The following is a 12,926-nucleotide window of genomic DNA, read 5'->3' on the forward strand; positions in this document are numbered from 1 at the left end:
GTCGGGGGCTGCCAGAATGGGGCCTCAAGGAGAGATGCCCATGACGCAGATGAGCTGGGAGCGGCTGCTGGATCCGAGCCGCCTGCATGACCGGCGCGGCGAGCGCCCCGGTAACGGCCGTGACGAGATCGGCCGCAGCCCCTTCCACAAGGATCACGACCGCATCGTCTTCGCCGGTTCGTTCCGGCGCCTGGGACGCAAGACCCAGGTGCATCCGCTGACCGACAACGACCATATCCATACCCGCCTGACCCACTCTCTGGAGGTGGGGTGCGTGGGGCGTTCGCTGGGCATGATCGTCGGTGAGCGGCTGAGTGGCCGCCTGCCCGGCTGGATCACCCCGGCCGACCTGGGAGTGATCGTTCAGGCCGCTTGCCTCGGCCACGATATCGGCAATCCGCCCTTCGGGCATGCCGGCGAGTACGCCATCCGCGACTGGTTCAAGCGCGCCGAGAGTGATGGCAAGGGCCTGCTTGACGGACTCTCGCCCCTGGAGCGGGAGGACCTGCTCACCTACGAGGGCAACGCCCAGGGCTTCCGGGTGGTCACCCAGATCGAGTACAACCAGTTCCGCGGCGGCATGCGCCTGACCACGGCGACCCTGGGCACCCTGCTCAAGTATCCCTGGACCGTGGAGCACGGCGGCGCGGCGGGCAAGTTCGGCTGCTACCAGAGCGAGCGCGAGTTGCTGATCGAGGTGGTCGAGCGGCTGGGGCTGCTCCCCAGGGGAGAGGGGCGCTGGTGCCGCCACCCCCTGGCCTGGCTGGTGGAGGCCGCCGACGACATCTGCTATGCGCTGCTCGACCTGGAAGATGGCCTGGAGATGGGCATCCTGCGCTACGACGAGGTCGCCGAGATCCTGATCCAGATCGCCGGCGGCGCCCCCGGCGACTACACCGCCATGCAGCGCCAGGGGGTCTCCCAGCGGCGGCGCATTGCCGCCCTGCGCGGTGCGGCCATGGAGCGTGCGGTGAACGACGTGGGGGCGGTGTTCGTGCAGCACGAGGCGGAGCTGCTGGCCGGGCGGCTGAAGTCGGACCTGCTGGAGCTGTGTCATCCCGACCTGGACTGGGGGGTGAAGGCGGCCAAGCAGCTGGCCCGGGAGCGCATCTTCCAGAACGAGCGCAAGGCCAAGCTGGAGATCGGCGCCTATACCACCCTGGGCATCCTGCTCGAGGCCTTTATCGGCGCGGCCCATGAGCTGCATCACACCGGTCACTCCACCTTCAAGCACCAGCGGGTGCTGGCGCTGATCGGCGAGAATACCCCGCGTCCCTCCTGGAGCCTCTACGACAGCTACCGGCGCATGCTCGACTTCATCGGCGGCATGACCGACCACTACGCCGTGGACCTGGCCCAGGAGATGGGCGGCCGCCTGCGTGGCGATTGAGTTGGCTCAGCTGGCAATACCGGTCGGGCTATTCGCCCGGGGCCCGGCTGGCACCGGCATGCTCGAGCAGGGTGGTGATGACGGCGTCGTGGGTGGCGGCATCGAACTCGCCGGGGCATAGCTCGGCCAGGCGGCTAGCCAGGTCGTCGCCGCTGTCCACCAGCAGGTCATCCGGCCCCTGGTCGGTCTCCACCTTCCAGCCGGGTAGGGTCAGCACGCCCATCACCGGCACCGTGCGACCGGTGCGCGAGCTCAGCCACTCGGCCATCCAGCGCGCCAGCTCGCGGGTCCTGGCCAGCGGCTTGCGCTCGCTCCAGCCCGGGAAGCGCAGCCGCGCCTTCTCCACCACCAGCCGGTCGAGCTCTTCTCCGGAAGGCGCGAAGGGGCGAGTGCGGGCGCGGGTCTCCACCACGAAGACCCCGCAGGGCGTGACCACCACGTGGTCGATGCGCGTACCGGCCGCCGGCACGTCGTGGAAGACGTAGAAGGGATGGGCCTCGGGGCGCACCAGGCGTTCGAGTTCCTGACCCACCGCCAGCTCGCAGGCCAGGCCCAGCTTGAGCCGACTGATGCGCTGGAAGTCGCGCATCAGCCGGAAGCTGTAGGCGAGTACCAGCAGGGTGCTCAGCGCACCGTAGAACGCCCACTCCACCCAGTGCTGCTCCACGGAGAACAGCATGCGGCCCATGCCGTAGACCAGCGGTACCAGGGTGACCAGAGGACCCAGGGCGCCATTCAGATAGAGTCCGGCGAAGGCGTCGTCGAGGCGGTCGCGCAGGTGCTGCCCGGGTTCGCGAAGCGGCTGGGCGTCGAAGGGGGAGCGCACCCGAGCATCGTGCAGGTTGCGCAACGCCACCACGATCACCCCCATGGCGGCGAGGGGGAACAGGAAGATCAGGGGGAGCAGGTATTCCAGCCAGGCCATCGGGATTCCTTGCCCATCGGGTGGGATGCCGGGGTCGAGAGCCCCATTCTAGACAACCCGCCCCCTCCGGGGCCATGCTCTGTTCGGCGCAGGCAGCGAGGCAGCAGTATGACGGCAGCACCAGCAGCACCAGCGGTACTCGATGAAAGTGAGGCGGACCTGGAGGCGCTCGTCGAGTTCGTCTTGCGCCATCCGCGACTGGCGGTTCTCGGCGGTGCCGGGATCAGCACCGCCAGCGGCATTCCCGATTACCGCGACGATGCCGGCGAGTGGAAGCGCTCGCCGCCCATGCAGCATCGCCAGTTCATGGGCAGTCACGCCGCCCGGCAGCGCTACTGGGCACGTGCCCTGGTGGGCTTTCGTACCCTGGGTGAGGCGCGACCCAATGCGGCGCATCTTGCCCTGGCCAGGCTCGAGGCGCTGGGCCATGTGCGCGGGGTGATCACCCAGAACGTGGATGGCCTGCACCAGCGTGCCGGCTCGCGGCGAGTCATCGACCTGCACGGCCGCGCCGATCGGGTGCGCTGCATGAGCTGCGGCGCCAGTCGCATGCGCCATGCCCTGCATGCCGAACTCGAGGCGCTCAATCCGCGCTGGGCGACCACCGGTGCCGCCGCGGCGCCTGACGGTGACGCCGACCTGGAGGCGGACTTTTCCGCGTTCCGGGTGCCCGACTGCTCGCGCTGCGGCGATGGTATCTGGAAACCCGACGTGGTGTTCTTCGGCGACAGCGTGCCGAGTAGCGTGGTCGAGCGCGCCTTCGCCCTGGTCGAGGAGTGTGATGCCCTGCTGGTGGTGGGCTCCTCGCTGATGGTCTATTCGGGCTTCCGCTTCGCGCGGGCCGCCGCCCGCGACGACAAGCCCATCGCCTGCCTCAATCTGGGGCGGACCCGCGCCGACGCGCTCTATTCGCTCAAGGTGACGGCACCGCTGGAGACCTCGCTGGGTGCGCTGGTCGAGCGGCTGGAGGCCCGCCTCAGCCGCCGGCCAGCTTGACCGTGTAGCCGCGGGACTCGAGTTCCGCCTTGAGTACCTCGCGGTGGTCGCCCTGGATCTCGATCACCCCCTCCTTGACGGCGCCGCCGGTGCCGCAGCGCTTCTTCAGCACCTTGGCCAGGCTCTTGAGCTCGGCCTCGGGCAGCGGCACGCCGTCGATGGTGGTCACCCCCTTGCCCTTGCGGCCGCTGGTCTCGCGGCGGATGCGCACGATGCCGTCTAGCGCGGCGAGGCGCGCCTGCTCGGCCTGCTCGGCGCAGTGGCACTCGGCGACGGGCTGGCGACAGTCGGGACAGGTCGCGCCGTGCTCGGTGGAGTAGACGAGGCCGCGCAGCTGGTCCTGTAGTGATGGCATGGGGAGGACTCCCGGAAAGGATGAAGAGAAGGTGCCGGGATGATAGCGGCTGTGGCCGCCGCTTGCATGGGGGAGAGCCGACTCAGTGGCCTGGTTCAGCGGGCGATGGCGCGGGGCGAGAGGTCTCGGGCGAGGCGGCTGACCACGGTGGGCAGCTGGAACATGCTGGTGATCATGATCGCTCCCTCGGGGGTCTGCTCGACGTCCGGGTAGCGGTTGAGGTGGACCACCAGCATACCGGCACCGAGGGCCGCCTTGACGCCGACCACCGAATCCTCGATGGCCAGGCATTGCTGCGGTGGGTAACCCATCTGCTGCGCCGCATGGGCGTAGAGGCAGGGGTCGGGCTTCCAGCAGTTGGCGGTGTAGGCGCTGAACAGGTGATCGCCGAACAGGGTATCCAGGCCGGTGGCGACCAGCGAGGTGCGGATCTTGTTCTCGGGACCGTTGGAGACCACGCCCATGGGAAAGGCTGACAGGGCCGCCAGCGCCTCGGTGGCGCCCTCGATGGGGGTGAGTTCGGTGGCCAGGCGCCGGTTGAGGTTGGCGCGCATGTTGCGTTCCAGCGGCTCCAGTGCCGCGGGGTCGACGCGACCATGGCGGCCCTCCAACTCGGCAACGATGCGTCGGAAGCGTGCCCCACGAAATTCGCCGACATAGTCGGTGGCCTGGAAGGGCAGGCCCACGGCGTTGAGTGCGGTCGCCATCTCGTCGGCGAGCAGCGGCTCGCTGTCGACCAGGGTACCGTCACAATCGAAGAGCAGGCAGAGGGGGCGTGGCATCACCAATCCTCACGGGTTTGGCCAGGTTGCGTCATTGCTGTCTATCAGTGTAAGCCGAGATCGCGGACTTTGTGAACACTGTTTTCGAAGTCGCCATGGCGGAGGGGGTGTTTCGGACGCGCATGTCGGTGGGCGTGTGTGTTGGCTGTGGTGGCTCTCGCATGCGAACGGGCGGCCCGCAGGCCGCCCGTTCATCTCGAGACAGGAGGATCAGCGGACCTTGGGGTCCAGCTCACCGCTTGCGTAGCGCTCGAACATCGCTTCCAGGTTGATCGGCTTGATCTTCGAGGCGTTGCCGGCGGTGCCGAAGGCCTCGTAGCGGTCGATGCACAGGTCACGCATGGCGGAGACGGTCTCCTTGAGGAACTTGCGCGGGTCGAACTCGCTGGGGTTCTCGGCCAGGAAGCGGCGCACCGCGCCGGTGGAGGCCAGGCGCAGGTCGGTGTCGATATTGACCTTGCGCACCCCATGCTTGATGCCCTCGATGATCTCCTCGACGGGTACGCCGTAGGTCTCGGGGATCTCGCCGCCGTGGGCGTTGATCACCTCGAGCCACTCCTGGGGCACCGAGGAGGAGCCGTGCATCACCAGGTGGGTGTCGGGGATGCGGGCGTGGATCTCCTTGATGCGCTGGATGGAGAGGGTGTCGCCGGTGGGCGGCCGGGTGAACTTGTAGGCGCCGTGGCTGGTGCCGATGGCGATGGCCAGGGCGTCCACGCCGGTGGCCTTGACGAAATCGGCGGCCTCCTCGGGATCGGTGAGCAGCTGCTCCATGTCCAGCTTGCCCTCGGCACCGATGCCGTCTTCCTCACCGGCCATGCCGGTTTCCAGGCTACCCAGGCAGCCGAGTTCGCCCTCCACGGAGACGCCACAGGCGTGGGCCATCTCCACGGTGCGGCGGGTGACGTCGACGTTGTACTCGTAGCTGGTCGGGGTCTTGCCATCCTCGCCCAGCGAGCCGTCCATCATCACCGAGGAGAAGCCCAGCTGGATGGAGCGCTGGCACACCCCGGGGCTGGTGCCGTGGTCCTGGTGCATGACTACCGGGATATGCGGAAACTCCTCCACCGCGGCCAGGATCAGGTGGCGCAGGAAGGGGGCGCCGGCGTACTTGCGGGCACCGGCGGAGGCCTGGACGATTACCGGGGAGTCGGTGCGATCCGCGGCTTCCATGATGGCGCGCATCTGCTCGAGGTTGTTGACGTTGAAGGCCGGCACGCCGTAGCCATGTTCGGCGGCGTGGTCCAGCAGCTGGCGCATGCTGATCAGTGCCATGTTCTCACCTGTCGTTCGTGGTGGCGGCGGCACCGTGTGGCGCCGCCGCGTGGAGAGTCGTGATCGGGGTTCGTCTAGTCTATCAGGCCTGGGCCGCGGCGGCTTCCAGGGCGGCCACCGCCGGCAGGGTCTTGCCCTCGACGTATTCGAGGAAGGCTCCGCCTCCGGTGGAGATGTAGGAGACCTGCTCGGCGATGCCGTACTTGTCGATGGCCGCCAGGGTGTCGCCGCCGCCGGCGATGGAGAAGGCCGGGCTCTCGGCGATGGCGCGGGCGATCACCTCGGTGCCGTGGCCGAACTGGTCGATCTCGAACACGCCCACCGGGCCGTTCCACAGGATGGTGCCGGCGTCCTTGAGCATGGCCGCCAGGCGCGCCGCGCTCTCGGGGCCGATATCGAGGATCATCTCGTCGTCGCTTACCTGGTCCACCGGCTTGACGATGGCCTCGGCGGCGTCGGAGAACTCGGTGGCCACCACCACATCCGAGGGCAGCGGGATCTCGACCTTCGCCATCAACGCCTTCGCCTGGTCGATCAGGTCGGCCTCATGCAGCGACTTGCCGACGTTGTGGCCCGCCGCAGCGATGAAGGTGTTGGCGATGCCGCCGCCGACGATCAGCTGGTCGCACTTCTCGGAGAGGGCGTTGAGCACCTCCAGCTTGGTGGAGACCTTGGAACCGCCGACGATGGCCGCCATGGGACGCGCCGGGGTCGCCAGTGCCTTTTCCAGGGCGTCGAGTTCGGCGGCCAGCAGCGGGCCGGCGCAGGCCACGGGGGCGAAGCGCGCCACGCCGTGGGTGGAGGCCTGGGCGCGGTGGGCGGTGCCGAAGGCATCCATCACGTAGACGTCGCACAGCGCCGCATACTGCTTCGCGAGGGCCTCGTCGTCCTTCTTCTCGCCGCGGTTGAAGCGCACGTTCTCGAGCAGCACCACCTCGCCATCCTCGCTGGCGACCTCGTCTTCCAGATACTCCTTGACCAGGCGCACCGGACGGCCCAGCAGCTCGCCGAGGTGCGCGGCGACCGGGGCCAGGGAGAACTCCTCGGCGGGTTCGCCCTCGGTGGGACGCCCCAGGTGGCTCATCAGCAGCACCCGCGCGCCGCCGTCCAGGGCGGCCTGGATGGAGGGCAGGGCGGCGCGCAGGCGGGCGTCGCTGGTCACCTTGCCGTGCTTGACGGGCACGTTGAGGTCCTCGCGGATCAGCACGCGCTTTCCGCTGAGGTCGAGGTCGGTCATCTTGCGCACGTTCATCGGGGCGTGTTCCTCATCTTGGGAAACCGGAAGGGGATCAGGGGGTGTCGAGGGGCATGGCGGCCAGGCGCCGGGCGACGTCGAGCATGCGGTTGGCGAAGCCCCACTCGTTGTCGAACCAGCACAGCAGCTTGATCAGGCGGCCGCCGGCCACCCGGGTCTGGGTGGCGTCCACGATACCGGAGCGCGGATCGTGGTTGAAGTCGACCGAGGCCATGGGCTCCTCGGTGTAGCCCAGCAGCCCGGCCAGCCGTCCGCGGCTGGCCTCGGCGAGCAGGGCGTTGACCTCGGCGGCACTGGTATCGCGGCGTACCGTGATGGCCAGGTCCATCACCGAGACGTTGATGGTCGGCACGCGCACGTGCAGGCACTCGAAGCGTCCGGCCAGGTGGGGCATCAGGCGATTGATGCCCCGCGCCAGGCCGGTATCCACCGGCACGATGGAGTGCATCGCCGAGCGGGTCAGGCGCAGGTCGGTCTGGTGGTAGGCGTCGATCACCGGCTGGTCATTCATTGCCGAGTGAATGGTAGTGGTGACGCCGTGCTCGATGCCCAGCGCCTCGTCGAGCACGGTGAGTACCGGCACCAGGCAGTTGGTGGTGCAGGAGGCCGCCGAGACGATGCGTTGAGTCGGCGCCAGTTCGTGGTCATTGATGCCGCTGACGATGGTGGCGTCGACATCAGCTTCGGCCGGCTGAGAGAACAGCAGGCGACCGGCGCCGGCGGCCAGGTGGCGCTCGGCGGTGGCACGTTCCTTGAAGCTGCCGGAACACTCGAGCACCAGATCGATGCCGAGCTCCGCCCAGGGCAGGCGGTCGGGGTCGGGTTCGCTGAGCACGCGAATCGCCCGACCATCGACCACCAGCTGGCCGTCGCGGGCACTCACCTCGCCGGGAAAGCGGCCGTGGGTGGTGTCGTAGCGGGTCAGGTAGGCGATGGTGGCCAGGTCGGAGAGCTCGTTGATCGCCACGATCTCGAGCTCAGGCTCGTGGTCGAGAGGCCCTGTCCGGCGTTGCGCGGCGCCCTCTTGTTGCTCGGCTCTGTTTTGCTCGATCAGGGCGCGCAGCACGCACTGGCCGATGCGGCCGTAACCGTTGATGGCGATGCGATGGGCCATGGCGCTGGGAGTCTCTTCTGCGGGCATCGAGGACCGGCGATTCTAGCGTATTTCAGCCGATGAGTCCCGGCAGGTGCCAGGCCAGCGGCAGCAGCAGGGCGGTGAGGATGCCGGTGAGGCTCATGCCCAGCGAGGCGAAGGCGCCGGCGGTGGGGCCGATCTCGAAGGCACGCACCGTGCCCAGGGCGTGGCCATTGATACCCAGTGCCAGGCCCAGCAGGCGCTCGTCACGGATGTCGAGCCAGCGTGCCACCAGGCCAACGCAGCCGATGGCTGCCACGCCGGTGACCAGCAGGCCGCCCATCATCAGCGCCACCGAGCCGCCGAGCCGCTCGGTGATACCTATGGCGATGGGCGCGGTGACCGACTTGGGAGCCAGTGAGGCGAGGATCTCGGGTGGCGCCCCCAGCAGCCAGGCGATACCCACCGCGTAGAGGGCGGCCATGCCGGCGGCGATCGGCAGGCACAGCAGCAGCGGCCGCCATAGCGCGCGGATATGCCCCATCTGTTGGTATAGCGGCAGGCCCAGCGCCACCGTGGCCGGACCCAGCAGCAGCATCAGCCAGCCCGCCCCCGCGTGGTAGTCGGCGTAGTCGATGCCGAGCAGCCACAGCGCGGCAGCCAGCAGCAGGGCAGCGACCAGGATCGGTGGGCACCAGGCGGGGGCCCGGACGGCACGGAACAGACGCTCGCCAGCGAAGTAGGCGGCCAGGGTCAGCGCCACGGCGGCAAGGGGATTGGCCATCAGGTGCGTGATCAGCTCACTCATGGGTCGCCTCCCGGGTGCCTGCATCTTCATCTCCGACCAGTCGGCGCATCAGCCACAGGGTGGTGAAGACGCTCAGCAGGGTACCCAGCAGCAGGGCGGTGAGGATGGCCACCAGCTGCCCGGCCAGTTCGTCGAGCATGAAGAAGATCCCTACCACCCCGGGCATGATCAGCAGCGCCAGGGCGGCGATCAGCGGTCGTGCCGCGGCGGCGATATCATCGAAGCCGCCACTGTGGAGAACAAGCCAGGCCGTGAGCGAGAGCATGCCGGCGACGCCGGCGGAGACCGGCAGGCCGGTGAGGGTGATCAGTACCTCGCCGAGCAGCAGGAAGCCGATCAGCCAGAGGAAACCGCGCAATGCGGGCATCGGGTAGCCTCGTGAGTCGCGACAGCAGAAGGCGTGCATGTTAGCACGCTACTCGTGTGCCGGCCGCCGCGGCCTCGGCCTGAGGCGGTGGCCGGGCAACGAAAAAGGGCACGACCGGCCGGGCGTGCCCCTCTTCGTCATCGGCTCCCGAGGGATTAGCCCTCGAGCAGTTCGGTGGCCTGCTTGACCACGTTCTCCACGGTGAAGCCGAAGTGCTTGAAGAGATCGCCCGCCGGGGCGGATTCACCGTAGCTCTTCAGGCCGATGACGCGGCCCTCCAGGCCGACGAACTTGTACCAGTAGTCGGCGTGACTGGCCTCGATGGCCAGGCGCTTGGTCACGGCCTTTGGCAGCACGCTCTCGCGGTACTCGGCCTCCTGGCCGTTGAAGCGGTAGGTGGAGGGCATGGAGACCACGCGCACGGCACGCCCCTGCTGGGTGAGTTCGGCGGCGGCATCCATGGCCAGGCCCACCTCGGAGCCGGTGGCGATCAGGATCAGCTCGGGGGTGCCCTCGCAGTCCTGCAGGATGTAGCCGCCACGCTGGATGTTGGCGAGCTGCTGCTTGGTGCGCTTTTGGTGGGGCAGGCCCTGGCGCGAGAGGATCAGGGCGGTGGGGCCCGACTGGCGCTTGAGCGCCGCGTTCCAGGAGGCCGCGGTCTCGGCGGCATCGCAGGGCCGCCAGATCAGCAGGTTGGGGGTCGAGCGCAGGCTGGTGAGCTGCTCGATCGGCTGGTGGGTGGGGCCATCCTCACCCAGGCCGATGGAGTCGTGGGTGAAGACGTAGATGGCCTGCTTACCCATCAGCGCCGCCATGCGCACGGCGTTGCGCATGTACTCCATGAAGATCAGGAAGGTGGCGCCGTAGGGGATGAAACCGCCATGCAGGGCGATGCCGTTCATGATCGCGCCCATGCCGAACTCGCGCACCCCGTAGTGCAGGTAGTTGCCATCCGGCGTCTCAGGGGTGATCGCCTTCGCCCCGTCCCAGAAGGTCAGGTTGGAGGGCGCCAGGTCGGCGCTGCCGCCGAGCAGCTCCGGCAGCGCCGGCCCTAGTGCGTTGAGGCAGTTGAGCGAGGCCTTGCGCGAGGCGATGTTCTCGGCATCGTCCTGCGTCTTCTGCAGTGTCGCCTCCGTGGGCAGCTCCAGAGGGAGCTTGCCGGCCATGCGGCGTTCGAACTCCGTGGCCAGCTCGGGGTAGGCCTCGGCGTAGCGCTCGAATCGGGCCTGCCACGCCTGCTGGCGGGTCTGGCCGGCTTCGCTGGCGTCCCAGCCCTGATAGATCGCCTCGGGGATATGGAAGGGGGCGTGGGGCCAGCCCAGCTGCGCGCGGGCGGCGGCGACCTCGTCGTCGCCCAGGGGTGCGCCGTGGCACTCCTCCTTGCCCTGCTTGTTGGGGGCGCCGAAGCCGATCACCGTCTTGCAGATGATCAGGCTGGGCTTGTCATCCTGGCTGCGCGCGGTCTCGATGGCGGCGCGGACCTCCTCTGGCTTGTGGCCATCGACGTTGGGCACCACGTGCCAGCCGTAGGCCTCGAAGCGCTTGGCGGTATCGTCGGTGAACCAGCCCTCGACCTCACCATCGATGGAGATTCCGTTGTCGTCGTAGAAGGCGATCAGCTTGCCGAGCTTCTGGGTGCCGGCCAGGGAGCAGACCTCATGGGAGATCCCCTCCATCAGGCAGCCATCCCCCACGAATACATAGGTGTGGTGGTCGACCACGTTGTGGCCAGGGCGGTTGAACTGGGCCGCCAGGGTCTTCTCGGCGAATGCCATGCCCACGGCATTGGCCAGGCCCTGGCCCAGCGGGCCGGTGGTGGTCTCGACGCCGGGCGTATAGCCAAGCTCGGGATGGCCAGGGCACTTGGAGTGCAGCTGGCGGAAGTTCTGCAGCTCCTCGAGGCCCAGCTCGTAGCCGGTGAGGTGGAGCAGGGAGTAGAGCAGCATGGAGCCGTGACCGTTGGAGAGCACGAAGCGGTCACGGTCGGGCCACTTCGGGTCGGCCGGGTTGTGCTGGAGGTAGTCGTTCCACAGCACCTCGGCGATATCGGCCATGCCCATGGGGGCGCCGGGATGGCCGGACTTGGCCTTCTGGACGGCATCCATGGAGAGGGCGCGAATGGCGTTGGCCAGTTCGAAACGTGACGGCATGGGGAAGCTCCTCGCCTGCGGCATAATATGCGTGCGGTCCACGCCGTGGGGCGGCGGGGACGGGCTGTCTGGCTGGATCGGGTGCCGCGCGGGACGGGCGTGGCACGGTCGAAGTCGGTGGCGTATTGTCGCCGACTTGACGTCGCGCTTCAAATCGTGGATGCCGGGTGCAGGCCCAGCGTGTAGACTCTTGGCCCCAATATGAGGCCCACCGCGGCCTGTTTTTGTGACTTGTTGTGACATCCGTGACACCACGGTCGAGGACGCCATGAGCGAATACTCCCTGTTTACCTCCGAATCCGTCTCCGAGGGGCACCCGGACAAGATCGCCGACCAGATCTCCGATGCCGTGCTCGACGCCATCATCGCCCGCGACAAGCAGGCCCGGGTGGCCTGCGAGACCCTGGTCAAGACCGGCGTGGCGATCGTTGCCGGCGAGATCACCACCTCCGCCTGGGTCGATCTCGAGGCCATCGTGCGCGAGGTGATCACCGGCATCGGCTACACCTCCTCAGATGTGGGCTTCGACGGCCAGACCTGCGGCGTGCTCAACCTGATCGGCAAGCAGAGCGTGGATATCGCCCAGGGCGTCGACCGCAGCAAGCCCGAGGACCAGGGGGCCGGCGACCAGGGGCTGATGTTCGGCTACGCCACCAACGAGACCGACAGCTACATGCCGGCACCGATCCACTACGCCCACCGCCTGGTGGAGCGCCAGGCGGAGCTGCGCAAGCACGGCCTGCTGCCCTGGCTGCGTCCGGATGCCAAGAGCCAGCTCACCTTCCGCTACGACGCCGCGGGCAGGCCCTGTGCGGTGGATGCCATCGTGCTCTCCACCCAGCACGACCCGGGCATCGACCAGCAGGAGCTGCGCAAGATGGTCAAGCGCGAGATCATCGAGCAGGTGATTCCCGCCGAGTGGCTCTCTGCCGAGACCAAGTACCATATCAACCCCACCGGCAAGTTCGTGATCGGTGGCCCGGTGGGCGACTGCGGCCTGACCGGCCGCAAGATCATCGTCGATACCTACGGCGGCACGGCCCGCCACGGCGGCGGCGCCTTCTCCGGCAAGGACCCCTCCAAGGTCGATCGCAGCGCCGCTTACGCGGGCCGTTACGTGGCCAAGAACATCGTCGCCGCCGGTCTCGCCGACAAGTGCGAGATTCAGGTCTCCTATGCCATCGGCGTGGCCGAGCCGACTTCCGTCTCGGTCAATACCTTCGGCACCGGCAAGGTGGATGATGCGCGGATCATCGAGCTGGTGCGCGAGCACTTCGACCTGCGGCCCAATGCCATCACCCGCATGCTCGACCTGCTGCACCCCATGTACCGGCTGACCGCGGCCTACGGGCACTTCGGTCGCGAGCCCTTCGAGACCTCCTACACCTGGACCGACACCCAGGGTCAGGAGCATACCGAGACCTTCACCGCCTTCCCCTGGGAGAAGACCGATCGTGCCCACGCCTTGCGTCAGGCCGCCGGTCTCTAGGAAAAGCCAGGTCATGTAAGCCCAGGCTTACAGGGAATGACGGGCCCCGCCGGCAGCGC

At 68.2% G+C, this 12,926-nt stretch carries 12 protein-coding genes; 3 read left to right on the forward strand and 9 right to left on the reverse strand.

What is annotated here, in order from left to right:
• Positions 1-40 precede the first annotated feature (40 nt).
• Positions 41-1,390 (forward strand): deoxyguanosinetriphosphate triphosphohydrolase, encoded by a 1,350-nt coding sequence (locus LWH48_RS13685; RefSeq protein ID WP_232913008.1) that lies wholly within the window; start codon positions 41-43, stop codon positions 1,388-1,390.
• Positions 1,391-1,418: 28 nt separating this feature from the next.
• Here LWH48_RS13685 and LWH48_RS13690 read toward each other — a convergent pair whose 3' ends face one another.
• Complete coding sequence (locus LWH48_RS13690) at positions 1,419-2,315, reverse strand: nuclease-related domain-containing protein (RefSeq protein ID WP_232913009.1); 897 nt, start codon at positions 2,313-2,315, stop codon at positions 1,419-1,421.
• Positions 2,316-2,423: 108 nt separating this feature from the next.
• Between LWH48_RS13690 and LWH48_RS13695 the strand changes: the two genes are divergently transcribed.
• The gene (locus LWH48_RS13695) at positions 2,424-3,311 is read left to right on the forward strand and encodes an NAD-dependent protein deacetylase (RefSeq protein ID WP_232913010.1); all 888 of its coding nucleotides are present in this window, start codon (positions 2,424-2,426) and stop codon (positions 3,309-3,311) included.
• Here LWH48_RS13695 and LWH48_RS13700 read toward each other — a convergent pair.
• The 8 genes from LWH48_RS13700 to tkt all read right to left on the reverse strand — a co-directional run bounded on the left by LWH48_RS13700 (position 3,292) and on the right by tkt (position 11,378).
• On the reverse strand, positions 3,292-3,666 hold the full coding sequence (locus LWH48_RS13700; protein ID WP_232913011.1) for a translation initiation factor Sui1: 375 nt from the start codon (positions 3,664-3,666) through the stop codon (positions 3,292-3,294). The two genes, LWH48_RS13695 and LWH48_RS13700, sit on opposite strands and share 20 nt — an antisense overlap.
• Before the next feature lie 95 nt (positions 3,667-3,761).
• Positions 3,762-4,448: an HAD-IA family hydrolase gene (locus tag LWH48_RS13705; RefSeq protein ID WP_232913012.1), complete on the reverse strand. Its 687-nt coding sequence runs from the start codon at positions 4,446-4,448 to the stop codon at positions 3,762-3,764.
• 210 nt (positions 4,449-4,658) lie between these two features.
• Positions 4,659-5,723 (reverse strand): class II fructose-bisphosphate aldolase, encoded by a 1,065-nt coding sequence (fba, locus tag LWH48_RS13710; protein WP_232913013.1) that lies wholly within the window; start codon positions 5,721-5,723, stop codon positions 4,659-4,661.
• Positions 5,724-5,805: 82 nt separating this feature from the next.
• Positions 5,806-6,975 (reverse strand): phosphoglycerate kinase, encoded by a 1,170-nt coding sequence (locus LWH48_RS13715; protein WP_232913014.1) that lies wholly within the window; start codon positions 6,973-6,975, stop codon positions 5,806-5,808.
• A 37-nt stretch (positions 6,976-7,012) separates the two neighbouring features.
• A complete protein-coding gene (locus LWH48_RS13720; protein WP_232913015.1) occupies positions 7,013-8,092 on the reverse strand; it encodes a type I glyceraldehyde-3-phosphate dehydrogenase in 1,080 nt (359 codons plus the stop codon).
• A 52-nt stretch (positions 8,093-8,144) separates the two neighbouring features.
• Positions 8,145-8,861: an LrgB family protein gene (locus LWH48_RS13725; RefSeq protein ID WP_232913016.1), complete on the reverse strand. Its 717-nt coding sequence runs from the start codon at positions 8,859-8,861 to the stop codon at positions 8,145-8,147.
• Positions 8,854-9,228, reverse strand: a complete 375-nt coding sequence (locus LWH48_RS13730) for a CidA/LrgA family protein (RefSeq protein ID WP_232913017.1) — start codon at positions 9,226-9,228, stop codon at positions 8,854-8,856. Before LWH48_RS13730 ends, LWH48_RS13725 begins: the two co-directional genes overlap by 8 nt.
• 155 nt (positions 9,229-9,383) lie before the next feature.
• Positions 9,384-11,378 carry a transketolase gene (tkt, locus tag LWH48_RS13735; protein WP_232913018.1) on the reverse strand — a complete coding sequence of 665 codons (1,995 nt, stop codon included), beginning with the start codon at positions 11,376-11,378 and terminating at the stop codon, positions 9,384-9,386.
• Positions 11,379-11,646: 268 nt separating this feature from the next.
• Here tkt and metK point away from each other — a divergent pair, with 268 nt between their 5' ends.
• Positions 11,647-12,867, forward strand: a complete 1,221-nt coding sequence (metK, locus tag LWH48_RS13740; protein WP_213313237.1) for a methionine adenosyltransferase — start codon at positions 11,647-11,649, stop codon at positions 12,865-12,867.
• Positions 12,868-12,926: the final 59 nt, after the last annotated feature.

Source organism: Halomonas sp. G15 (assembly GCF_021282295.1).
In the GTDB taxonomy this organism is placed as follows: domain Bacteria; phylum Pseudomonadota; class Gammaproteobacteria; order Pseudomonadales; family Halomonadaceae; genus Halomonas; species Halomonas alimentaria.